We start from the raw sequence: 23,561 nt of genomic DNA on the forward strand, positions 1-23,561 counted from the left end.
TCGAACTCGTCCAATTTCAAAACTCGCCCGCACACACTACTTTTCACCCGTTACGACAAAGAGGTGAACGGGTGAATCGTCATCGTTTTCCATTTTCCCAAGCACGCAGCGGCCGGCGTCTCGCGCATTCCGCGCTGATCGCCGGCGCCGTGATCCCGTGGCCGTCGGCTGCGCAAGTCGTCAGCGGCCCGCAACAGGCCAACGGCGTCGAGCTCGAAGTCGCGCCGGGCGACTATTCGACATCCCAAACCGGCCAGTCGGTCCTGTCCGCGATCAACGGCGGCCACCTGACGACCGCCGGCAAAACGCGCGTGTTTTCGACAGGCCACGTCGCGGCGGGTGTGGCCGCATCGGGTGCCAGTTCGCGCGTGGAACTGCGCGATACCGAAATCCGTACGCGCGGCCGCACCAGCGTCGGCATCGACGTCCGCAAGGGCGCCAGCGCGTCCGCGGCGCGCACGTCGATCGATACCGATGGCGACTTCGCGCACGGTGCCTACGTGTACGGCGCCAACGGCCGGCTCCGCATCTCGGACAGCGTGATCGTCACGCGCGGCAAGGAAAGCTCGGGCATCGCGGTGAATGGCGCGCCGGGCGGCACCGTCGACGTCGCCGATACGTTGATCAGAACCAGCGGCCTGTTCGCGACCGGCCTGTCCATCAGTTACGACGGCGCGCGCGCCACGCTGGATCGCACAGATATCCGGACGGACGGCGACTACGCGTCGGTGCTGTACCTGCCGAGCGCGTCCACCGTCGCGTTCAACGACTCGTACCTGGAAACCGGCGGCGAAGCCGCCGTCGGCATCGATACCCGCGAGGGCGACGTCGCACTTGCACGCACGCGCGTCGTCACGCACGGCACCAGCGCGCACGGGCTGTATGCGTCGAAGGAGTACGTCGGCACGCCTGTCATCGACGCGATCGATACGCACGTGACGACCACCGGCGACCGCTCGATCGGCGCGATCGCGCGACTCGGCGGCAAGATCGCGATGACGCGCGGCAGCATCGAAACCGACGGCGACCGTGCGCGCGGCGCGATGTCGACCGGCACGGACTCCGTCGTCGCCCTCACCGGCATGACCGTCGACACACACGGCACCGGGGCCACCGCGCTTCATGCAAGCGCCGGCGGAAAGATCGACCTGTTGCGCACCGACGCGCGCGCAAGCGGCGACGACGCCTATGCGGCGGGCGTGTACGACGGCGCTCTGACCATCGACGACGGTTCGCTCGTCAGCGAGCGCCACGGCGCAATCGACGCGTCCGGCGCGACAATCATGCTGCGCAACGGCACGCACGCCAGCGGCGGCAACGGCACGTTGCTGTCCGTCCACGCGCAAACCGGCGCGCCCGTGCGGCTGACGCTCGACACCGGCTCGCATGCCGACGGCGACATCGTGAATCACCCCGCCGACGACGGGCACCCGACGCATGCGATCACAGACGTCGTCCTGTCCAAGGCGTCCTCCTGGACCGGCGCGACCGACGCGGTACGCGCGCTGTCGCTCGACACGAACAGCCGCTGGACCGTCACCGCGAACTCGTCGGTCGGCTCCGTCGCGCTGAACGACTCGACGATCGCATTCGCCGATCCGGCTGCCGGCGCGCCGGCGACGCCGCGCACGCTCGTCGTCACCGGCGACTACGCCGCGCGCAACGGCAAACTGGTCCTCCACACGACGCTGCAGGACGACGCATCCCCCACTGACCGTCTGGTGATCGACGGCGGCCACGCGTCTGGCGACACCGGCGTCGTCATCAAGCGCGCGGGCGGAGACGGCGCGCCAACGACCGTCGGCATCCCGATCGTCGAAACCCGCAACGGCGGCACGACGGATGCGTCGGCGTTCGCGCTCGACGCGGCGTCGGACGGCTACCGGCAAGGCTTCGGCACGCTGTCGGCCGGCGGCTACGACTACATGCTCGCGCGCGGCGGCAACGGCGGCAAGGCCGACGACTGGTACCTCGTCTCCGCCGCGAAGCCCGAGCCACCCCAGCCACCACAACCGCCCCAGCCGCCCGCGCCCGGCGATTCCGAGCCGCCCGTGTTCCCCGAAACCACACCCCCGACGCGCTCCGTCGCGCCGGAGCCCGACGCCTATCTGGCGAACGCCGATGCCGCCGCGATGATGGCCGTCCATTCGCTGCATCAGCGCGAGGATCGCTCGCTTCGCACCGGCGGCGCCGCATCGGGCCCGCTCGACGGCGCCGTGTGGCTGCGTACCGAAGGCCAGTTCACGTCGATATCGGGCGGGGGCCGCAGCGTGTCGGGCAACGGCCGGCTCGTGCATGCGGGCGCCGACCTGCTCCGCTTCGACGACGGCCGCGGCGGCAGCATCCGGGCCGGCGTGATGGGTATGTACGGCAGCCAGACGAACTGGTCGACCCGGCCGCTGTGGAATGCCGTCGAGCAGCGCACCGCCGATGCCACCGCGCGCGGCAGCGTCGAAGGCTACAACGCCGGGCTATACGGGACGTGGTACGGCAATCGCGACATCCTGTCCGGCCCGTACGTCGATGCGTGGTTCATGTACGGCGCATATGCGAACCGCGTCGGCGGCAGTCTCGCCGGGGATTCGTACCGGTCGCGCACCGTCACCGGGTCGCTCGAGGCCGGCCATTCGTTCCGCGTCTACGAGCGCGGCGACACGCGCTTCTTCGTCGAACCCGAGGTACAGCTCGTCGTCTCCGACTACCGCGCGGCGGCTCACCGTGCCGCGGGCGGCTACGTCGACGGACAGGGCTCCACCGACGTGCTGACCCGCGTCGGCGTACGTGTGCATGGCGTCACCGCGATCGCGCCCGGGCGCGAACTGCGACCGTTCGTCGAAGCGAACTGGTGGCACGGCCCCGGCTCGCGATCGCTGACGCTCGACGGCAACGCGTTCTCGTTCAGCGTGCCGCGCGACCGCGCCGCGTTTAGAATCGGCGCGACCGGGCAGGTCTCGAAACGCTTCACGGTGTCGGCCAGCCTCGGCGTGGAAGCGAATTTGTCCGACTACGCGGTGGTCAAGGGCGAGTTCACGGCGAAGTACCGCTGGTAGCAGGGAACGGCGCGCGGCGCCGTCGCACGCAGGCAGGCGCGCCGCGTACGCGTCACGCGTCCAAACGCGCGTTCCGCGATTTCCGCTATACTTTGCCGACTGCCGCCACCTGGCGGCAGGTCGGAAGCGCGCCGATTTGCTGACTCGATTGCGGGCGCGCGAACCGGCCGGGCCTTGATGCGTCGTGGTCCCGGCAGGTTCACTACAAATGCGGCTAAAGAGGTCGTCAGCCGCGCACCTTCGCCTCCGCGCCTCGCCGACACCGTTTAGCCGCCCAGTCATAAGGCGGAACGAATGGAATCGATCGGCATCGTCGCTCCACAGACCATGCACTTCGCCGAACCACTGCGCTTGCAAAGCGGCAGCGTGATCGGCAACTATCAGCTCGTCGTCGAAACGTACGGCGAGCTCAACGCCGCGCGTTCGAACGCGGTGCTCGTCTGCCACGCGCTCAACGCGTCGCATCACGTCGCCGGCGTCTACGCGGACGATCCGCGCAGCACCGGCTGGTGGGACAATCTGGTCGGCCCGGGCAAACCACTCGACACCAACCGCTTCTTCGTGATCGGCGTGAACAACCTCGGCTCGTGCTTCGGCTCGACCGGCCCGATGAGCATCGACCCGTCGAGCGGCAAGCCGTACGGCGCGCGCTTTCCGGTCGTCACCGTCGAGGACTGGGTGCACGCGCAGGCGCGGGTCGCCGACGCATTCGGCATCGAGCGCTTCGCCGCGGTGATGGGCGGCAGCCTCGGCGGGATGCAGGCGCTCGCGTGGAGCCTGATGTATCCGGAGCGCGTCGCACACTGCATCGACATCGCGTCGACGCCGAAGCTGTCCGCGCAGAACATCGCGTTCAACGAAGTCGCGCGCTCGGCGATCCTGTCCGATCCCGACTTCCACGGCGGCGACTATTACGCGCACGGCGTGAAGCCGAAGCGCGGCCTGCGCGTCGCGCGGATGATCGGCCACATCACGTACCTGTCCGACGACGACATGGCCGAGAAATTCGGTCGTGCGCTGCGCCGCGCGGACGGCGCGCTCGATGCGTACAACTTCAGCTTCGACGTCGAGTTCGAGGTCGAGTCGTACCTGCGCTACCAGGGCGACAAGTTTGCCGACTACTTCGACGCGAACACGTACCTGCTGATCACGCGCGCGCTCGACTACTTCGATCCGGCCAAGGCGTTCGACGGCAACCTGACGGCCGCGCTCGCGCACACGCAGGCGAAATACCTGATCGCGAGCTTCTCGACCGACTGGCGCTTCGCGCCCGCGCGTTCGCGCGAGATCGTGAAGGCGCTGCTCGACAACAAGCGCACGGTCAGCTACGCGGAGATCGACGCACCGCACGGCCACGATGCGTTCCTGCTCGACGACGCGCGCTATCACAACCTGCTGCGCGCGTATTACGAACGAATCGCCAACGAGGTAGGCGCATGAACCAGCAAGCCCTGAACTCCCTGTCCGCGCGCGCAGACTTCCGCACGATCGCGCGCTGGGTCGAACCGCGCTCGACGGTGCTCGACCTCGGCTGCGGCGACGGCTCGCTGCTCGCGCTGCTGATGGAAGAACTGGACGTGACCGGCTACGGGATCGAGCTGAACGACGCGGGCGTGCTCGCGAGCGCGAAGAACGGCATCAATGTGATCCAGCAGAACCTGGAAGACGGCCTGCGCCTGTTCGAGGACCACAGCTTCGACATCGCGATCCTGTCGCAGACGCTGCAGACGATTCACCAGACGGCCGCGATCCTGCGCGAAACCGCGCGGGTCGGGCGCGAATGCATCGTGTCGTTCCCGAATTTCGGCTACTGGCCGCATCGGCTGTCGGTACTGAACGGCCGGATGCCGGTGTCGAAGTCGCTGCCTTACCAATGGCACAACACGCCGAACGTCCGGGTGCTGACGATCGAGGATTTCGAGGCGCTCGCGCCGGAAGTCGGCGTCACGATCCTCGACCGCGTCGTGCTGCATGAAGGCCAGCCGATTCGATGGGGAGCGAACTGGCGTGGTAGTCTTGCTGTCTATCGCGTCAAGCGCAGCTGAGCCCGGGGGCCGTTGACGGATGATCCGGCCCGCACGCGCGTGCGGCCGCCCCCTTCTGCGCCGCTCGCGCCGCCTGCGCTGCCGCCGCAATCAGTCAACGCTACCCAGTTCCATTCCATGTCCAAAACGCCACACGAGGCGCCCGCGCTCACCGCTCACGAGGACCACCCCGGCTGGCGAGCCTATCTGAACACGCACATGCTGATCTGCGTGTTCCTCGGGTTCACGTCCGGTCTGCCCCTGTTCACGCTCGTCTACCTCGTGCAGGCATGGCTGCGCTCCGAAGGCGTGAACCTGAAGGAAATCGGCCTGTTCGCGCTGATCCAGTTCCCGTATACGTGGAAATTCCTGTGGGCGCCGCTGATGGACCGCTACATCCCGCGCCTGCCCGGCTGGCGGCCGGGCCGCCGGCGCGGCTGGCTGCTGCTCACGCAGCTGCTGGTCGCGGGCGCGATCGCGACGCTCGGCTTCGTGTCGCCGCGCGACTCGATCTGGACGGTCGCCGCACTGACGACGCTCGTCGCGTTCTTCGGCGCGAGCGCCGACATCGTGATCGACGCGTACCGCCGCGAACTGCTGCGCGACACCGAGCAGGGCCTCGGCAACGCGGTGCACGTGAACGCCTACAAGCTCGCCGCGCTGATTCCCGGGTCGCTGGCGCTGATCCTGTCCGATCACCTGCCGTGGGACGCCGTGTTCGCGATCACCGGCGCGTTCATGTTGCCGGGCATCCTGATGACGCTCGTCGTGCGCGAGCCCGAAGTGGTCGGCACGCCGCCGCGCAACCTGCGCGACGCGATCGTGCTGCCGTTCCGCGAATTCATCCAGCGCGACGGCTGGGCCGGCGCGCTGCTGGTCATCGCGTTCATCTTCCTGTTCAAGATCGGCGACACGATGGCGACCACGCTGTCGACGTCGTTCTTCCTCGACATCGGCTTCACGCGCACCGAGATCGGCATCGTCGCCAAAACCACCGCGCTGGTCGCGAGCGTCGCCGGCGGCATCATCGGCGGCGTGTGGCTCGTGAAGATCGGGATCGGCCGCGGGCTGTGGATCTTCGGCGCGCTGCAGATGGTGTCGACCCTCGGCTTCGCGTGGCTCGCGCAGCTCGGCCCCGGCTCGCCGGTGCTGGCCGTGCTGTACGACTTCACGGTATCGACGAGCCACGCGATCGCGTCGGCGCTGTCGGCGTTCGGCATCGTCGTCACGCCGCAGTTCAGCCCGATGACGGTCGCGCTCGCGATCGTCTACGGCGTCGAAACCTTCACCACCGGCCTGACGATGGCCGCGTTCGTCGCGTACATCGCGAGCACGACCGACCCGCGCTACACGGCCACGCAGTTCGCGCTGTTCACGAGCCTCGCGTCCGTGCCGCGCACGCTCGCGTCGGCCGCGAGCGGCTTCATCGTCGCGAAGATCGGCTGGTTTGACTACTTCATCGTGTGCACCGCGCTCGCGATCCCCGGCATGCTGCTGCTGTTCAAGATCGCGCCGTGGAACGGTGTCGCGCGCAACGGCGAGGCGAGCCGTGCGCAATGATCGCCTGCTTCGCGCCGCACGCGTCGCCGCCGCACTGAGCGTCGGCGCCGCGGCGCTCGGTGCGGCGGCAAGCACGCATCCGACCGACGCCGGGGCAGCCGCGGCCGGCTCCGCGGCGGCTGCGCCGTCCACGCCGGCGACCACCGTCGCGCCGTCCGCCGCCGAAGCCGCGCAGCCGAGCGGCGCGGCCGTGACGGCGAAAGCCTATACGCCGACGCCGCAGCAGGTCCGCTACGGCGACGCGATCGCGTTCCGCACGCTGATCCCGTCGCCGCTGCTCGAACAGCTGACCGCGAGCGAATACGCGCAGATCGTGCAAACGGCCGCCGACAGCGACCGCCTGCTGCCGGCGAATCAGCCGCGCGTGAAACGCCTGCGCGCGATCGTCATGAAGCTGGCGCCGTATTCGGTGAAGTGGAACGACCGCGTGAAGAGCTGGGCGTGGGACGTCAATGCGATCCGCTCGCGCGACATCCGCGTCACGTGCCTGCCGGGCGGCAAGGTGCTCGTGTACGGCGGGATGCTCGATCGCGTCCGCCTGAACGACGACGAGCTCGGCGTGCTGCTCGCGCACGGCATCGCCCATGCGCTGCGCGAACACGCACGCAGCAATCTCAGCACGGCGTCGCAAACGTCGCTGCGCGCGGCCGCGCTGCCGCCGCTGTTCGGCGTCGGCGATCCGCTGCCGCAGGCGCTGAACCTCGGCGCACGTCTGCAGACGCTGCGCTACGACCCGACCGACGAAACCGAAGCCGACGTGATCGGCGGCGACATCGCCGCCCGCGCGGGGTTCGATCCGCGCGCGGCGATCACGCTGTGGGACAAGCTCGCGGCGGCCACCCGCGCGAACAAGACGTCGGGCTTCATCTATACGCATCCGTACGGCGCGACGCGGCGGCAGGATCTGCTGAACCGGCTGCAGGACCTGATGCCGCTGTATGCGAAGGCGACGGGCAAGCGCGTCGACACGCTGCCCGACTATGCGGGCATCAGCGCGCAGCGGCGCAAGGTCGCGCGGCGCTGAGCATCGCCGCAGGCCGCGGCTTTCCGTCGGGCATCACCGGCGCGTGACGCGGCGCTACGCGCCGACGTCCGATTCGACCGGCCGGCTGCCGCTCTCGCGCATCCAGCGCACTTCGTCACCGGGGCTGCGGCCGAACATCCGCTTGAACTCACGGCTGAACTGCGACGCGCTCGCATAGCCGACCCGCGCGGCGGCGGCACCCGCACCGACGCCGTCCAGTCCTGCACCATCATCAAGCGCGCCTGGTGCAGGCGCGCGGCCTTCACATACTGCATCGGCGACGTCGCCGTCACGTGCTTGAACTGCGCGTGGAACACCGCGAGGCTCATCCCGGCCTCGCGCGCGAGCGTCTCGACATCGAGATCGGCCTTCAGGTCCGCATGGATGCGCCGCAGCGCCTTCGCGACGCGGCCGAAATGATGCTGCTGGGCGAGCGCCGCGCGAATCGCGTCGCCCTGCGCGCCCGTCAGCACGCGGTATGCGATCTCGCGCATGATCGCCGGCCCGAGCACGCAGGTGTCGTGCGGCGACGCGAGCGCTTCGAGCAGCCGCACCACGGCGTCGGCGAGCGGCGCATCGAGCGGCGTCGAATAGACGCCGTGCGGCTCGCTGACCGCCGCGCCGAGCGTCTCGTCGAGCAGGATCGCGAGTTCGGCGATCACCGCGAGATCGACGCGGATCGAGATCGCGAGAAACGGCTCGTCCGGGCTCGCGAAGGTTTCGCATTCGAACGGCAGCGGCACCGACAGCACGAGATACTGCTGCGCGTCGTAGACGAACGAGCGGTCGCCGAGATAGCCGAGCTTGCGGCCCTGGCACACGACGATGATGCTGGGCTCGTACAGCACCGGCATGCACGGCACGGGGCGTGCTCACGCGGAAGAAGCGCACGCCGTCGAGCGCCGCCAGCGTATCGCCCTCGTTCGGCGCGAGGCTCGAATGCAGCTCGATCATGCGGCGCCGCACACGGTCGCCCATATCGTCGAAAAGGGGCTGGAAGCTCATCGGCGTCGTCCTGTCCGGCAAGAGAATCTGGCTTGCAATGTAGCACTTTGAAAGGGTTTTGACGGCTGTTGGCGTGCAATTCGAGAGGAATGGGCAAATCTTCCAGACCTTCGTGTATTTCGCCGCGGCGGCTCGCTCCGTACGATGGGCACCTGTCTCGCCGCGTCGCCACATGGCGCGGCGGCAGTCTGTTTCGCCGGATGTTTTCCCGGACAAGGAGCCCCCTGCATGAGCACAACCTACGCTTACGCGGCGACCGATGCGCAATCGCCGCTCGCCCCGTTCGAATTCCAGCGCCGCGCGCTGCGCGACCTCGACGTCCAGATCGAGGTGCTCTACTGCGGCGTCTGCCACTCGGACCTGCACCAGGCCCGCAACGAATGGCGCAACACGATCTACCCGGTCGTGCCGGGCCATGAAATCGTCGGCCGCGTGACCGCGACCGGCCCGCAGGTGTCGCGCTTCAAGGTCGGCGAGCTGGTGGGCGTCGGCTGTCTCGTCGATTCGTGCCGCACCTGCCCGAGCTGCGCGGAAGGCCTCGAACAGTATTGCGAGAACGGCTTCGTCGGCACCTACAACGGCCAGGACCGCGTGACGGGCGACATCACGTACGGCGGCTATTCGACGCAGCTCGTCGTCGACGAAGCATTCGTGCTGCGCGTGCCCGACACGCTGGACCCGGCCGGCGCCGCGCCGCTGCTGTGCGCGGGGATCACGACCTACTCGCCGCTGCGCCAGTGGAACGTCGGGCCCGGCAAGAAAGTCGGGATCGTCGGCCTCGGCGGGCTCGGCCACATGGGCGTGAAGCTCGCGCGCGCGATGGGTGCGCACGTCGTGCTGTTCACGACCTCGCCGTCGAAGATCGAGGACGGCAAGCGGCTCGGCGCGCATGAAGTGGTGATCTCGAAGGACGAAGCGCAGATGAACGCGCACCTGAACAGCTTCGACTTCATCCTGAACACGGTGGCCGCGCAGCACGACCTGAACCCGTTCCTGCACCTGCTGAAGCGCGACGGCACGATGACGCTCGTCGGCGCGCCGGAACATGACCATCCGTCGCCGCAGGTGTTCAACCTGATCTTCAAGCGCCGCCGCCTCGCGGGCTCGCTGATCGGCGGGATCGCGGAAACGCAGGAAATGCTCTATTTCTGCGCGGAGCACCGCATCACGTCGGATATCGAAACGATTCCGATGCAGCAGATCAATGCCGCTTACGAGCGCATGCTCAAGAGCGACGTGAAGTATCGCTTCGTGGTGGACATGGCGTCGCTCAAGCAGTAACGCAGCAAGCGCCGCCGCCAAGCGAAACGGGCCGCATGTTCGACATGCGGCCCGTTTTGCATCCGGCAACCGGTCGGCCCGGCCGCTACGCGTAGCGCGTAGCGCCGACGATCACTTCTTGTAGTCGTAATCGACCGTCAGCGGCGCGTGATCGCTGAACTTGATGTCCTTGAAGATCGACGTGCGCTTCGCGGTGCCGGCCACGCCCGGCGTCGCGATCTGGTAATCGATCCGCCACCCGACGTTCTTCGCGTACGCCTGGCCGCGGTTGCTCCACCACGTGTACTGCTCGGGGCGCGGGTCGAGCGTGCGGAATACGTCGACATAGCCGACATCGTCGAACAGCTGCGTGAGCCACGCGCGCTCTTCCGGCAGGCAGCCCGAGTTCTTCTGGTTGCTCTTCCAGTTCTTGATGTCGATTTCCTTGTGGACGATGTTCACGTCGCCGCACAGGATCACCTCGCGCTTGCTCTTCAGCTCGGCGAGATGCGGCATGAACTCGTCCATGAAGCGGTACTTCGCCTGCTGACGCTCTTCGCCGCTCGAGCCGGACGGCACGTACACCGACACGACCGACAGCTTGCCGTAGCGCGCCTCGACGTAGCGCCCCTCGGGATCGAATTCGCTGCTGCCGAAGCCGATGATCACGTCATCGGGCTCGTGGCGGCTGTACATGCCCGCGCCGCTGTAGCCCTTCTTCTCGGCGTGGTGGAAATAGCTCCTCAGGCCATGCGGCTCGACGAAGTCGGCCGGCAGGTCGTCGGCCGATACCTTGATTTCCTGCACGCACACGCAGTCGGCGTTCTGTTCGCCGAGCCATTCGAAAAAGCCCTTCTTCGCGGCGGAGCGGATGCCGTTCAGGTTGGCGGTAATCACTCGCATCATGTCGGGTTCCGTTGTTCAGTTCAGTTCGATGTGTTTGACAGGTTCGCAGCCTAGCGGATCTTCACGCCTTCGAGCTCCGGCTTCGGCGGCGGGAATTCGAGCTTCATGTCGGTCATCGTGCGCAGCAGCAGCTCGGCGATCATCACGTTGCGATGGGTTTTGGAGTTCGCCGGGATCACGTACCACGGCGCATGCTCGGCCGAGGTTGCGGCGAGTGCGTCGCGGTACGCCGACTGGTAGGCATCCCAGTGCTTGCGCGCGTCGAGATCGGCGATGTCGAACTTCCAGTGCTTGGTCGGATCGTCGATGCGCGCCTGCAGCCGCTCGCGCTGCTCGTCCTTCGAGATGTGCAGGAAGCACTTGACGATCGTCGTGCCGTTCTCCGCGAGCATCGTCTCGAAATCGCAGATCTGCCGGTAGCGGCGCTCGCATTCCTTGTCACTGATGAGCTGGAGCACGCGCGGCACGAGGACGTCCTCGTAGTGGCTGCGGTTGAAGATCGCGAGTTCGCCCGCGGCCGGCGCCTGCGCGTGCACACGCCACAGGAAGTCGTGCGCGGCCTCGATCGGCGTCGGCGCCTTGAACGGCACGATGCGCAGGCCGAGCGGATCGACGTCGCGAAACACCGCGCGCACGGTGCCGTCCTTGCCGCTGGTGTCCATCCCCTGCAGCACGAGCAGCACGCGCTTCTTCTGCTGCGTGTGCAGGCGCTCCTGCTGCACGTCGAGCTCCGTCGACACGGCGCTGAGCCGTTCGCGATCGGCATCCTTCGAGCCCGACGAGAACGGCTTCGCGGCCGGATCGAATGCATCGAGCCTGAATGCGGCAGCTTCCTTGTCACGCGTGCTGTACGGCACGCGGAAATCGTCGAGCGACGGTTGTTTCGCCATTCGTTCCTCCGTTGGACGGTGCGATGCACACGCTCACACGATAACGCATGCACCAAAGCGACGGGCCGCCCCGAACAGGTTCGGCGGCGGCCCGTCGTCAGGCGCGGTTCAGGCGCGCGGCCATGTTCAGCCGAGCTTCTTCTTCAGCAGTTCGTTGACCTGCTGCGGATTGGCCTTGCCCTTGGTCGCCTTCATCGCCTGGCCGATCAGCGCATTGAACGCCTTTTCCTTGCCCGCGCGGAATTCCTCGACCGACTTCGCGTTCGCGGCGAGCACCTCGTCGATGATCGCTTCCAGCGCGCCGGTGTCGGAGATCTGCTTCAGGCCCTTCGCGTCGATGATGCGGTCGGCCGCGGCTTCGTCGGTCGCCTTCTCGTCCCAGATCGCCGAGAAGATTTCCTTCGCGATCTTGTTCGAGATCGTGCCGTCGGCGATGCGCTGCAGCACCAGCGCGAGCTGCGCCGCCGACACCGGAATCGCGTCGATCTCGATGCCGTCGCGGTTCAGCTGCGACGACACGTCGCCCATCAGCCAGTTCGCGGCGATCTTCGCGTTCGCGGCGCCGGCCTTCGCGACCACGGCCTCGAAGTACGCGGCCATCGCCTTGCTCGACGTCAGCACGCCGGCGTCGTACGCGGACACGCCATATTGCTCGACGAAGCGCTGCTGCATCGCGGCCGGCAGTTCGGGCATCCCGGCCTGCACGCGCTCGATCCAGTCCTGGCCGATCACGAGCGGCATCAGGTCGGGGTCGGGGAAGTAGCGGTAGTCGTGCGCGTCTTCCTTGCTGCGCATCGAGCGCGTTTCGCGCTTGTCCGGATCGTAGAGGCGCGTTTCCTGCACGACTTCGCCGCCGTCCTCGATCAGCTCGATCTGGCGACGCACTTCGTAGTTGATCGCTTCTTCAAGGAACCGGAACGAGTTCAGGTTCTTGATTTCCGCGCGCGTGCCGAACTTTTCCTGGCCGACCGGCCGCACCGACACGTTCGCGTCGCAGCGGAACGAGCCTTCCTGCATATTGCCGTCGCAGATGCCGAGCCACACGACGAGCGCGTGCAGCGACTTCGCATAGGCCACGGCCTCGGCCGCGCTGCGCATTTCCGGCTCGGTGACGATCTCGAGCAGCGGCGTGCCCGCGCGGTTCAGGTCGATCCCGGTCATGCCGGCGAAGTCTTCATGCAGTGACTTGCCCGCATCTTCCTCGAGGTGCGCGCGGGTCAGGTTGACCGTCTTCTCGTACGCCGGCTTGCCGGCCTTTTCGTTGGCGGGCACCTGGATCGTGATCTGGCCGCCCTGCACGACCGGAATCTCGTACTGGCTGATCTGATAGCCCTTCGGCAGATCGGGGTAGAAATAATTCTTGCGCGCGAAGATGCTGCGCGGCGCGATGGTCGAGCCGATCGCGAGGCCGAAGCGGATCGCCCGCTCGACCGCGCCGCGGTTCAGCACCGGCAGCACGCCCGGCAGCGCCAGGTCGACCGGGCACGCCTGCGTGTTCGGCTCGGCGCCGAACTGAGTCGGTGCGCCGGAGAAAATCTTCGAGACGGTCGACAGTTGCGCGTGCGTCTCGAGACCGATGACGACTTCCCATTGAGTCATGTGCTTACACTCCCGCCGGAACTTGCTTGTGCCAGTCGGTCGCGCGCTGGAACGCGTCGGCGACCTGCAGCATCCGGGCTTCGTTGAAATAGTTGCCGATGATCTGCAGACCGACCGGGCGTTTCGCGTTCGCGCCCGCGCCGAAGCCGCACGGCACGCTCATGCCGGGCAGGCCCGCGAGGCTCACCGACAGCGTGTAGATATCCGCGAGATACATCTGCACCGGATCGTCGCCCTTCGCGCCGAGATCCCATGCGACCGTCGGCGACGCCGGGCCCATGATCACGTCGCAGGACTTGAACGCTTCCTGGAAATCCTGCGCGATGATGCGGCGGATCTTCTGCGCCTGCAGGTAGTACGCGTCGTAGTAGCCGTGCGACAGCACGTAGGCGCCGACGAGAATCCGGCGCTTCACCTCGGGGCCGAAGCCTTCGGCGCGCGACTTCTTGTACATGTCGAGCAGGTCGCCGTACTGCGCGGCGCGGTGGCCGAAGCGTACGCCGTCGAAACGCGACAGGTTCGACGACGCCTCGGCCGGCGCGATCACGTAGTACACGGGAATCGACAGTTCGGTTTTCGGCAGCGACACCGGCACGAGCGTCGCTCCGAGCGCCTCGTATGCTTTAAGCGCCGCGTCGATCGACGCACGCACGTCGTCGGCGAGGCCGTCGCCGAAATACTCGTTCGGCAGACCGATGCGCAGCCCGGCAAGCGGCTTGCCCGCGTCGTTGCCGGCCGCCCACGGCTGGCCGAGGTGGCGCGTGAAATCCTCGTCTTCACGCTCGAGGCTCGTCGAGTCGCGCTCGTCGAAGCCGGACATCGCGTTCAGCAGCAGCGCGCAGTCGGACGCGCTCTGCGCCATCGGGCCGCCCTGGTCGAGCGACGACGCGAACGCGATCATCCCGTAGCGCGACACGCGGCCGTAGGTCGGCTTGATGCCCGTCACGCCCGCGAACGACGCGGGCTGGCGGATCGAGCCGCCGGTGTCGGTGCCGGTCGCGGCCGGCGCGAGGCGCGCGGCGACGGCGGCCGAGCTGCCGCCCGAGCTGCCGCCCGGCACCGCGTTGGTATCCCACGGGTTCTTCACCGCGCCGAACGCGGAGTTCTCGTTCGACGAGCCCATCGCGAACTCGTCCATGTTGGTCTTGCCGAGCGTGACCATGCCGGCCGCCTGCAGGCGGGCGACGACGGTCGCGTCGAACGGGCTCTCGTAGTTCGCGAGCATCTTCGAGCCGGCGGTCGAGCGCCAGCCGCGCGTGACGAACACGTCCTTGTGCGCGATCGGCAGGCCGGTCAGCGCGCCGCCCGCGCCGCGCGCGAGTTCGGCGTCGGCGGCCTTCGCCTGCGCAAGGGTGAGGTCGGCGTCGACGTGGACGAACGCGTTCAGGTCGCGTGCCGCGTCGATCCGTTTCAGGTAGAGCTGCGCGAGCTCGACGGCCGAGCATTCCTTGGCGGCGAGCGCGGCGCGCAGTTCGGTCAGGCTTTTTGCGTGCATTGAGTGGTTTTCCTGGGAATTCTGGGTGGCGCGCGGCGCGGCGCCGGCGCGCTTGTCATCGAATGCTTACTCGATCACCTTCGGCACGAGGTAGAGGCCGTCCTGGACGGCCGGCGCCGGACGCTGGTTGTCGTCGCGATTGACGACTTCCGTCACGGCGTCCTCGCGCAGGCGCTGCGCGACTTCCTGGATCTGTTCGATCGGGTGGGCGAGCGGCGCGATGCCGGCGGTGTCGACCGCCTGCATCTGTTCGACGAGGCCGAAGAATTCATTGAGCTGGCCGAGCATGTGCTCGGCGTCGGCGTCGGCCATTTCGAGTCGCGCCAGGTGCGCGATGCGTTTCACATCGGTCAGGGTCAGGGCCATGCGATCACCGGAAAAACAAGACTGCCCAGCGCATCAAAGGCAGCGCTGCGGCGGGGGGTTGGAGGGTGCGATCCCACCCTCAAAAATCGGGGCCGAAGCGGCAAAAATACCGCCCGTTTCGATTCAAATACCGTGAAATTATAAGGTATCATTACGCGTTCGACCCAAACCCGGCAGCCTTTTCCCGCACCGTTTCGCCTCGTTTCGGCAAGCCGTGCGTGCTTCGTGCGATCCCCGGTAGACATCACTCGCAGCTTCGTGCGCCGCGGCGGCCGCTTCCGCCACGCTTCCCGAGGCTGTTATTTTTTCCGCTGCCGCCCTCAGCGCTCGCTATGCAGGGCCGGCCCAGAGCGAAACAGGATTCTGAATGTTCGGTTTTTTGCGCAGCTACTTCTCCAACGATCTCGCGATCGACCTCGGCACCGCAAACACCCTGATCTACATGCGCGGCAAGGGCATCGTGCTCGATGAGCCCTCCGTCGTGTCGATTCGCCAGGAAGGCGGCCCCAACGGCAAGAAGACGATCCAGGCGGTCGGCAAGGAAGCCAAGCAGATGCTCGGCAAGGTGCCGGGCAACATCGAGGCGATCCGCCCGATGAAGGACGGCGTGATCGCCGACTTCACCGTCACCGAGCAGATGATCAAGCAGTTCATCAAGACGGCGCACGAGTCGCGCATGTTCTCGCCGTCGCCGCGCATCATCATCTGCGTGCCGTGCGGCTCGACCCAGGTCGAGCGCCGCGCGATCAAGGAAGCGGCGCACGGCGCCGGCGCATCGCAGGTCTACCTGATCGAGGAGCCGATGGCCGCCGCGATCGGCGCGGGCCTGCCGGTGTCGGAAGCCACGGGCTCGATGGTCGTCGACATCGGCGGCGGCACGACCGAAGTCGGCGTGATCTCGCTCGGCGGCATCGTGTACAAGGGCTCGGTGCGAGTCGGCGGCGACAAGTTCGACGAAGCGATCGTCAACTACATCCGCCGCAATTACGGGATGCTGATCGGCGAGCAGACCGCCGAGGCGATCAAGAAGGAAATCGGCTCCGCGTTCCCGGGCTCCGAAGTCAAGGAAATGGAAGTGAAGGGCCGCAACCTGTCGGAAGGCATTCCGCGCAGCTTCACGATCTCGAGCAACGAAATCCTCGAAGCGCTGACCGATCCGCTGAACCAGATCGTGTCGTCGGTGAAGATCGCCCTCGAGCAGACGCCGCCGGAACTCGGCGCCGACATCGCCGAGCGCGGGATGATGCTGACGGGCGGCGGCGCGCTGCTGCGCGATCTCGATCGCCTGCTCGCGGAAGAAACCGGCCTGCCGGTGCTCGTCGCCGAAGACCCGCTCACCTGCGTCGTGCGCGGCTCGGGCATGGCGCTCGAGCGCATGGACAAGCTGGGCAGCATCTTCTCGTACGAGTGATCGCCGAGTGATCGCCTAAGCAGTCCCGTTTGATATGACGCACCCGCGGCGTGGCCGGATCGCTCGTTCAGAACGAACCGCCACGCCGTTTGCGCGTCTGAGCATTATTTAACCGATCACCACGCGCCCGGCGCCGACCATGGAATACAGTCCGCCGCCCCTCTTCAAGCAAGGTCCGCCCGCGCTCGCGCGGCTCATCTTCTTCGTCGCCCTCGCCATCGCGCTCCTCGTGTCGGACGCGCGCTTCAGCACGCTCGAAATCGTGCGCGGCGTGCTCGGCACCGTGCTGTACCCGCTGCAGCGCGCGGCGCTCGTGCCGCGCGACCTGTTCATGGGCGCGGCCGACATCGCCGTCACGGGCGCGTCGCTGCGCCACGACAACGACGCGCTGCGCAAGCGCAACCTGCAACTGTCCACGCAAGCCAACCAGGCCGCCGTGCTCGCGCAGGAAAACATGCATCTGCGCGCGGTGCTCGAACTGCGCCAGCACATCGCGACGCAGTCGACCCCGGTCGAGATCCAGTACGACACGAGCGACCCGTTCACGCAGAAGATCGTGATCGGCCAGGGTTCGCAGCAAGGCATCCAGGACGGCTCGCCGGTCGTCAGTGAAGACGGCGTGGTCGGCCAGATCACGCGCGTGTTCCCGCTGCAGGCCGAAGTCACGCTGATCACCGACCGCGATCTCGCGATTCCCGTGCAGGTGCTGCGCACCGGCCTGCGCAGCGTGATCTACGGCACGCCGAAGGGCGATTCGCTCGATCTGCGCTTCGTGCCGACGAGCTCGGACCTCGTCGCGGGCGACGAGCTCGTCACGAGCGGCCTCGACGGCGTCTATCCGCCGGGCCTGCCGGTCGCGAAGGTCGTGCACGTCGACAAGCTCGCCGATACCGCGTTCGCCCGCGTGACCTGCGCACCGGTCGCCGCCGTGCGCGGCGCGCGCCAGATGCTCGTGCTGCATTACCAGAACGACGTCCCGCCGCGTCCGGCGGAGCCCGAGCCGGCCGCCGACAAGAACGCGAAGGGCAAGAAGGGCGCGAAGGCCGCCGCGAAAGCGGAGAAGGCCGAGAAGGCCGACGCGAACGCGAAGCCGGCCGCTGCGGCCGCACCCGGCGCGAAACCCGCGCCGGCGGCGCCCGCCGCGCCGGCCCAGCCCGCTGCCGCGCCCGCGAAGCCCGCGGCCGGGCAACCAGGAGCCCCGCGATGAACCGTCCGCAATACATCCTGCAGCCGGTCAACCCGTACTTCATCGTCTTCAGCCTCGCCGCCGCGTTCCTGCTGAACCTGATGCCGTGGGGCCGCCTGCCCGGCGTGCCCGATTTCGTCGCGCTCGTGCTGCTGTTCTGGAACATCCACCAGCCGCGCAAGGTCGGGATGGGCGTCGCGTTCGTACTCGGCATCCTGATGGACGTGCACGACGCGGGGCTGCTCGGCGAGCATGCGCTCGCCTATACGCTGCTGTCGTACGGCGCGATCACGATCCACCGCCGCGTGCTGTGGATGCCGATCGGCGTGCAGGTGCTGTATGTCACGCCGCTGCTCGTCGCCGCGCAGCTGGTGCCGTTCGTGATCCGCCTGATGATGGGCGCCGCGTTTCCCGGCTGGCGCTATCTGGTGGACGGCTTCGTCGAGGCCGCGCTGTGGCCGATCGCGAGCCACCTGCTGCTGATGCCGCAACGCCGCCCGGTCGACCCGGACGATACGCGCCCCATCTGAGCCGCACCGGAACCGACCTTGAACACGCGCCGCCCCCACGCCCGCCGCGCGCCGCGCTCCGGGGCGGCCCCTCGCCCACGCGCGCTCGCCGTGCACAGGCAAGACCGACCGTAACCGCATGACCGAATTCAACGACACCCAACAGCAGCTCTCGAAGTTCCGCCTGCGCGTCGCGGCGGCGGGCGTGTTCGTGTTCGTCTGCTTCGGGCTGCTCGCGAGCCGCTTCTTCTACCTGCAGCTGATGCAGCACGGCAAATACGCGCTGCAGGCCGAGGAAAACCGCATCTCGGTCGCGCCGATCGTGCCGAACCGCGGGATCATCACCGACCGCAACGGCGTGGTCCTCGCGAAGAACTATTCGGCGTATACGCTCGAGATCACGCCGTCGAAGCTCGACGACACGCTCGACAACACGATCGACAAGCTGTCCGAGATCATCCCGATCGACGCGCGCGACCGCCGCCGCTTCAAGAAGCTGCAGGAAGACTCGAAGAACTTCGAGAGCCTGCCGATCCGCACGCGCCTCACCGACGCGGAAGTCGCGCGCTTCACCGCGCAGCGCTTTCGCTTCCCCGGCGTCGACGTGCGCGCGCGGCTGTTCCGGCAGTACCCGCTCGGCATGACGGCCGCGCACGTGATCGGCTACATCGGCCGGATCTCGAAGCGCGACCAGGATCGCATCGATGCGATGAGCGACGAGAACGACAGCGATCAGGAACATTACGATCCGCGTCGCGACGCGAACAACTACAAGGGCACCGACTACATCGGCAAGATCGGCGTCGAGCAGAGCTACGAAGCCGACCTGCATGGCCTCACGGGCTTCGAGGAAGTCGAGGTGACGGCCGGCGGCCGGCCCGTGCGCACGCTGTCGCGCACGCAGGCGACGCCCGGCAACAACCTGGTGCTGTCGCTCGACATCGGGTTGCAGCAGGTCGCCGAGCAGGCGTTCGCCGGCAAGCGCGGCGCGCTCGTCGCGATCGAGCCGAAGACGGGCGACGTGCTCGCGTTCGTGTCGTCGCCGAGCTTCGACCCGAACTCGTTCGTCGACGGCATCGACCAGCAGACCTGGGACGAGCTGAACAACTCGCCCGACAAGCCGCTGCTGAACCGGCCGCTGCACGGCACCTACCCGCCCGGCTCGACGTACAAGCCGTTCATGGCGCTGGCCGGCCTGACGCTCGGCAAGCGCACGCCGGGCTGGGGCTTCCAGGATCCCGGCTACTTCACGTTCGGCGGCCACACGTTCCGCAACGACGTGCGCTCGGGCCAGGGCTGGGTCGACATGAACAAGGCGATCATGGTGTCGAACGACACCTACTTCTACATGCTCGCGCGCGACCTCGGCGTGAACGCGATCGCGAACTTCATGAAGCCGTTCGGTTTCGGCCAGATCACCGGCATCGACATCCAGGGCGAGGCGCGCGGGATCCTGCCGTCGACCGACTGGAAGAAGAAGGCGTTCAAGAAGGCCGCGCAGCAGAAGTGGTTCGACGGCGAGACGATCAGCCTCGGGATCGGCCAGGGCTACAACTCGTACACGATCCTGCAGCTCGCGCATGCCACCGCGACGCTCGCGAACAACGGCGTCGTGATGAAGCCTCACCTCGTGAAGGAAGTCGAGGATCCGATCTCGCGGGCGCGCCACCTGACCGTGCCGAAGGAAAGCGACGTGATCCCGCTCAAGCAGGGCGACATCGACGTCGTGAAGCGCGGGATGGAAAACGTGATCGAGAATCCGTCCGGCACCGCGTACAAGGTGTTCCGCGGCGCGTCGTACCTCGCGGCCGGCAAGACCGGTACCGCGCAGGTGTTCTCGCTGCAGGGTTCGAACTACAAGGGCCACCTGCTCGCCGAGCACCTGCGCGACCACGCGCTGTTCATCGCGTACGCGCCGGTCGACCATCCGCAGATCGCCGTCGCGCTGGTCGTCGAGAACGGCGGCTGGGGTGCGCAGGCCGCAGGCCCGATCGCGCGCCGCGTGCTCGACTACTACCTCGTCGAACGTCAGAACCCGAAGAACGAGGCCGCGGCCGTGGCCGCCGCCGCGTCGGCGACCGAGCCGGTGAGCGCGCCCGTGGTCGGCGACGCATCGAAGCCCGCCGCCGTCGCGGCCGGCTTCACCGCGCTGCCGCAGCCGGTCGTGCCGACCGCGGCGAGTGCGGCGAGTGCGGCAGACGCCGCGTCGGCGCCCGACGCGTCGAGCGCGGCGCAGCCGTCCGACGCGAGCGCCGCGGCGCCGATGGCCGCGAGCCTGCCGCCGATCCGGCGCCCGCACCGGCCGCACCGGCCCGCGAGCGGCGCACAGCCAGTCGCCACCGCGCCGCGCGACGACAACTTCCGTGCCTCGGCCCCCGCGAAAGCGGTGAACGCCGGCACCGCTCATTAACGGAGAAAGGCATGCAATTCGACAAGCGCGCCTGGCTCGACAAGATCAAGCAGATGTTCGCGGGTTTCGACCGCCCGCTCGCCCTCATCGTGTTCCTGCTGCTGTGCGTCGGCATCGTCACGCTGTACAGCGCGGCGATCGACATGCCGGGCCGCGTCGAGGACCAATTGCGCAACATCCTGCTGACGTTCGTGCTGATGTGGGTGATCGCCAACATCCCGCCGACGACGCTGATGCGCTTCGCGGTTCCGCTATACACGTTCGGGGTCGCGCTGCTGGTCGCGGTCGCACTGTTCGGGATGACCAAGAAAGGCGCGAAGCGCTGGCTGAACGTCGGCGTCGTGATCCAGCCGTCGGAAATCCTCAAGATCGCGACACCGCTGATGCTCGCGTGGTACTACCAGCGCCGCGAAGGCGGGCTGCGCTGGTACGACTTCGTCGTCGCGTTCGGGATCCTGCTCGTGCCGGTCGGCCTGATCGCGAAGCAGCCCGACCTCGGCACCGGCCTGCTCGTGTTCGCGGCCGGCTTCTTCGTGATCTACCTCGCCGGCCTGTCGTTCAAGCTGATCGTGCCGGTGCTGGTCGCGGGCGTGATCGCGGTCGGCTCGATCGCCGTGTTCGAGGATCGCATCTGCCAGCCCGAAGTGCAGTGGCCGCTGATGCACGACTACCAGAAGCACCGCGTGTGCACGCTGCTCGACCCGACCTCCGACCCGCTCGGCAAGGGCTTCCACACGATCCAGGCCGTGATCGCGATCGGCTCGGGCGGCGCACTCGGCAAGGGCTACCTGAAGGGCACGCAGGCCCACCTCGAATTCATTCCGGAGAAGCACACCGACTTCATCTTCGCGGTGTTCTCGGAAGAATGGGGGCTCGCCGGCGGCCTCGTGCTGCTGACGCTGTACATGGCGCTGATCGCGCGCGGGCTCTACATCGCCGCGCAGGGCGCGACGCTGTTCGGCCGGCTGCTCGCGGGCTCGCTGACGCTCGCGTTCTTCGTCTACGCGTTCGTCAACATCGGGATGGTGAGCGGCGTGCTGCCCGTCGTCGGCGTGCCGTTGCCGTTCATGAGCTATGGCGGCACCGCGCTGGCAACGCTCGGCGTCGCGATCGGGATGATCATGAGCGTCGGGCGACAGCGGCGGCTGATGAAGAGCTGACGCTGCGGCGCGGCACGCGGCTGCAAGCAGTCGCAGCAAAGGAAAACGGCGCCGCGGGCGCCGTTTTTTCGTTGGGCAGGCCGAATTCAGCCGGCCGCCGTCATTGCGGCGTCGCGCGCGGGCTCGTGTGGTCCGCACCGGCGCCCGATGCCGGCTCCTGCGTCTTCAGTCGCGCGCTCAGCTCCTTGAATTTCAGCTCGGCCGTCTCGTCGCCCTGCGCGGCCGCGGCCGCATAGTACGCGCGCGCGATGTTCAGGTTCTGCGTGACGCCGTCGCCGCCGCGCTCGTAGAACGACGCGGTCACGTACTGCGCGGTCGGCTCGCCCGCGTCGGCCGCCTGCTTGTACCACGCGAACGCCTGCCGGTTGTCGCGCGGCGTGCCGCGCCCGTCGAGGAACTGGTTCGCGAGCGACAGCGCGGCCTGCACGTGCCCCTGCTTCGCCGCGCGCAGGAACCAGCGGTGCGCTTCGGCCGGATTGCGCGCGACGAATTCGCCGTCGTCGAACATCCGTCCGTACACGTACTGCGCATGAGACATGTTCGCGTCGGCCGCCCGCTTCAGCCAGCGCAGCCCTTCGTCGACCTTCGCGGTCACGCCGACGCCGGTGAGCAGCATCATCGCGTAGTTGAACTGCGCGAGCCGGTCGCCGCGTTCGGCTGCGTCGTGGAACTGCACCAGCGCCGCGCGATAGTCGCCGGCGTTGTAGGCGGCCACCGCCGCTTGCGTCTCGTGTGCCGGATCCGGTTTCGCGTGCGGCGCATTCTGCGCCGACGCCGCGATGCTCACGACCCACAGCCCGAGCATCGCGCCGATCCGCCCACGTACACCGGTCGTGCGCCGCGCGCGTCTCGTCCCCGCGCCGTCGTCGTCGTTCATGACCGCACCTCCTGCAGCGCCTGGCGCGTCGCGCGCAGCAGCCAGGTCACGTCGGCCGACAGCGTGATCATCCGGTAGCCGGCCTCGCGATACTGGCGCGCGATGGCCGTATCGCTCGCGAAGATGCCGACCGCGACGCCGGCCTGCTTGCCGGCCGCGAGCACGCGTGCCATCGCGGTCTCGACATCCGGGTGGCGGCTGTCGCCGAGATGCCCGAGGCTCGCCGCCAGATCGGCCGGGCCGACATACAGGCAGTCGACGCCCGGCGTCGCGGCGATCCGTTCGACTTCGTCGATGCCGCGCGCCGATTCGATCTGCACGATCACCGCGATCTGGGCGTTCGCCGTCTGCAGGTAATCGCGGCGCATGCCGAACGCCGCCGCGCGCACCATGCCGGCCACGCCGCGCAGCCCGTCCGGGGCATCCGGCGACGGAAAGCGCGTGAGCCGCACCGCGTGCGCGGCCTCGTCGGCCGTCTCGATGCACGGGAACATCAGCGTGCGCGCGCCGGCGTCGAGCGCGCGCTTCACGAGCCACGGCTCGCGCCCCGGCACGCGCACGACAGGCTCGCTCGGCAGGTGCGCGGCGGCCAGCGCGCGCAGTTGCGACGCGACGTCCCGGCTGTCGTTCGGCGCGTGCTCCATGTCGATGCAGAGCCAGTCGTAGCCGGCGTGCGCGAGCGCTTCAGCCGCCGAATCGCAGCCGAGCGACAGCCACAGGCCGTACAGCGGCTCGTCGCCGTCGTGCAGACGTTGTTTGAGGGAATTGGTGAGCGTGCTCATCGATACGGCCTCCTGACGGACAGGCAATCGAACGGAACAGGCAACGG

The 23,561-nt window shown here is 67.9% G+C and carries 18 protein-coding genes and 1 pseudogene; 11 read left to right on the forward strand and 8 right to left on the reverse strand.

Going from position 1 to position 23,561, the window contains the following annotated elements:
• The first annotated feature begins 71 nt into the window (after positions 1-71).
• The 5 genes from FFI87_RS16450 to FFI87_RS16470 all read left to right on the forward strand — a co-directional run bounded on the left by FFI87_RS16450 (position 72) and on the right by FFI87_RS16470 (position 7,658).
• Positions 72-3,050, forward strand: a complete 2,979-nt coding sequence (locus tag FFI87_RS16450) for an autotransporter outer membrane beta-barrel domain-containing protein (RefSeq protein WP_138846972.1) — start codon at positions 72-74, stop codon at positions 3,048-3,050.
• Positions 3,051-3,344: 294 nt separating this feature from the next.
• Entirely contained in the window at positions 3,345-4,490 is a 1,146-nt protein-coding gene (locus tag FFI87_RS16455) for a homoserine O-acetyltransferase (protein WP_012364984.1), read from the forward strand.
• Complete coding sequence (metW, locus tag FFI87_RS16460; RefSeq protein ID WP_006755281.1) at positions 4,487-5,095, forward strand: methionine biosynthesis protein MetW; 609 nt, start codon at positions 4,487-4,489, stop codon at positions 5,093-5,095. Before FFI87_RS16455 ends, metW begins: the two co-directional genes overlap by 4 nt.
• A gap of 117 nt (positions 5,096-5,212) precedes the next feature.
• Positions 5,213-6,634 carry an AmpG family muropeptide MFS transporter gene (locus FFI87_RS16465; protein ID WP_138846971.1) on the forward strand — a complete coding sequence of 474 codons (1,422 nt, stop codon included), beginning with the start codon at positions 5,213-5,215 and terminating at the stop codon, positions 6,632-6,634.
• Complete coding sequence (locus FFI87_RS16470) at positions 6,624-7,658, forward strand: M48 family metallopeptidase (protein WP_138846970.1); 1,035 nt, start codon at positions 6,624-6,626, stop codon at positions 7,656-7,658. Before FFI87_RS16465 ends, FFI87_RS16470 begins: the two co-directional genes overlap by 11 nt.
• Before the next feature lie 54 nt (positions 7,659-7,712).
• On the opposite strand, the pseudogene FFI87_RS16475 reads toward FFI87_RS16470, so the two are convergent.
• Positions 7,713-8,663, reverse strand: a pseudogene (locus tag FFI87_RS16475) (AraC family transcriptional regulator N-terminal domain-containing protein).
• A gap of 228 nt (positions 8,664-8,891) precedes the next feature.
• Between FFI87_RS16475 and FFI87_RS16480 the strand changes: the two are divergent.
• Positions 8,892-9,944, forward strand: coding sequence for an NAD(P)-dependent alcohol dehydrogenase (locus FFI87_RS16480; protein WP_138846969.1), 1,053 nt, complete (start codon positions 8,892-8,894; stop codon positions 9,942-9,944).
• Positions 9,945-10,055: 111 nt separating this feature from the next.
• Here the strand turns inward: FFI87_RS16480 and FFI87_RS16485 are convergent, their stop codons facing one another.
• From FFI87_RS16485 to gatC, 5 genes are all read right to left on the reverse strand, one after another.
• On the reverse strand, positions 10,056-10,829 hold the full coding sequence (locus tag FFI87_RS16485; protein WP_011658219.1) for an exodeoxyribonuclease III: 774 nt from the start codon (positions 10,827-10,829) through the stop codon (positions 10,056-10,058).
• A 50-nt stretch (positions 10,830-10,879) separates the two neighbouring features.
• Entirely contained in the window at positions 10,880-11,719 is an 840-nt protein-coding gene (locus FFI87_RS16490; RefSeq protein WP_012364989.1) for a polyphosphate kinase 2 family protein, read from the reverse strand.
• 126 nt (positions 11,720-11,845) lie between these two features.
• The gene (gatB, locus tag FFI87_RS16495; RefSeq protein WP_012364990.1) at positions 11,846-13,318 is read right to left on the reverse strand and encodes an Asp-tRNA(Asn)/Glu-tRNA(Gln) amidotransferase subunit GatB; all 1,473 of its coding nucleotides are present in this window, start codon (positions 13,316-13,318) and stop codon (positions 11,846-11,848) included.
• 4 nt (positions 13,319-13,322) lie between these two features.
• The gene (gatA, locus tag FFI87_RS16500; protein WP_012364991.1) at positions 13,323-14,813 is read right to left on the reverse strand and encodes an Asp-tRNA(Asn)/Glu-tRNA(Gln) amidotransferase subunit GatA; all 1,491 of its coding nucleotides are present in this window, start codon (positions 14,811-14,813) and stop codon (positions 13,323-13,325) included.
• 66 nt (positions 14,814-14,879) lie between these two features.
• Complete coding sequence (gatC, locus tag FFI87_RS16505; RefSeq protein ID WP_138846968.1) at positions 14,880-15,179, reverse strand: Asp-tRNA(Asn)/Glu-tRNA(Gln) amidotransferase subunit GatC; 300 nt, start codon at positions 15,177-15,179, stop codon at positions 14,880-14,882.
• 367 nt (positions 15,180-15,546) lie between these two features.
• On the opposite strand from gatC, the gene FFI87_RS16510 reads away from it, so the two are divergent.
• The 5 genes from FFI87_RS16510 (at position 15,547) to rodA (ending at position 21,855) form a co-directional block, all read left to right on the forward strand.
• The gene (locus FFI87_RS16510) at positions 15,547-16,590 is read left to right on the forward strand and encodes a rod shape-determining protein (protein ID WP_004189550.1); all 1,044 of its coding nucleotides are present in this window, start codon (positions 15,547-15,549) and stop codon (positions 16,588-16,590) included.
• 139 nt (positions 16,591-16,729) lie between these two features.
• Entirely contained in the window at positions 16,730-17,797 is a 1,068-nt protein-coding gene (mreC, locus tag FFI87_RS16515) for a rod shape-determining protein MreC (RefSeq protein ID WP_138846967.1), read from the forward strand.
• Entirely contained in the window at positions 17,794-18,306 is a 513-nt protein-coding gene (gene mreD, locus FFI87_RS16520; protein WP_011658224.1) for a rod shape-determining protein MreD, read from the forward strand. Before mreC ends, mreD begins: the two co-directional genes overlap by 4 nt.
• A gap of 118 nt (positions 18,307-18,424) precedes the next feature.
• Positions 18,425-20,695: a penicillin-binding protein 2 gene (mrdA, locus tag FFI87_RS16525; protein WP_012364993.1), complete on the forward strand. Its 2,271-nt coding sequence runs from the start codon at positions 18,425-18,427 to the stop codon at positions 20,693-20,695.
• 11 nt (positions 20,696-20,706) lie between these two features.
• Positions 20,707-21,855 (forward strand): rod shape-determining protein RodA, encoded by a 1,149-nt coding sequence (gene rodA / locus FFI87_RS16530; RefSeq protein ID WP_012364994.1) that lies wholly within the window; start codon positions 20,707-20,709, stop codon positions 21,853-21,855.
• A gap of 100 nt (positions 21,856-21,955) precedes the next feature.
• Here rodA and FFI87_RS16535 read toward each other — a convergent pair whose 3' ends face one another.
• Together FFI87_RS16535 and FFI87_RS16540 are read right to left on the reverse strand one after the other, a co-directional pair.
• Positions 21,956-22,732 (reverse strand): tetratricopeptide repeat protein, encoded by a 777-nt coding sequence (locus tag FFI87_RS16535; RefSeq protein WP_138846966.1) that lies wholly within the window; start codon positions 22,730-22,732, stop codon positions 21,956-21,958.
• On the reverse strand, positions 22,729-23,514 hold the full coding sequence (locus tag FFI87_RS16540) for an HpcH/HpaI aldolase family protein (RefSeq protein ID WP_012364996.1): 786 nt from the start codon (positions 23,512-23,514) through the stop codon (positions 22,729-22,731). The genes FFI87_RS16535 and FFI87_RS16540 overlap by 4 nt, the downstream gene beginning before the upstream one ends.
• Between the last annotated feature and the right edge of the window lie 47 nt (positions 23,515-23,561).

The sequence above is a fragment of the Burkholderia sp. KBS0801 genome (assembly GCF_005937855.2).
GTDB classification, from domain to species: domain Bacteria; phylum Pseudomonadota; class Gammaproteobacteria; order Burkholderiales; family Burkholderiaceae; genus Burkholderia; species Burkholderia ambifaria.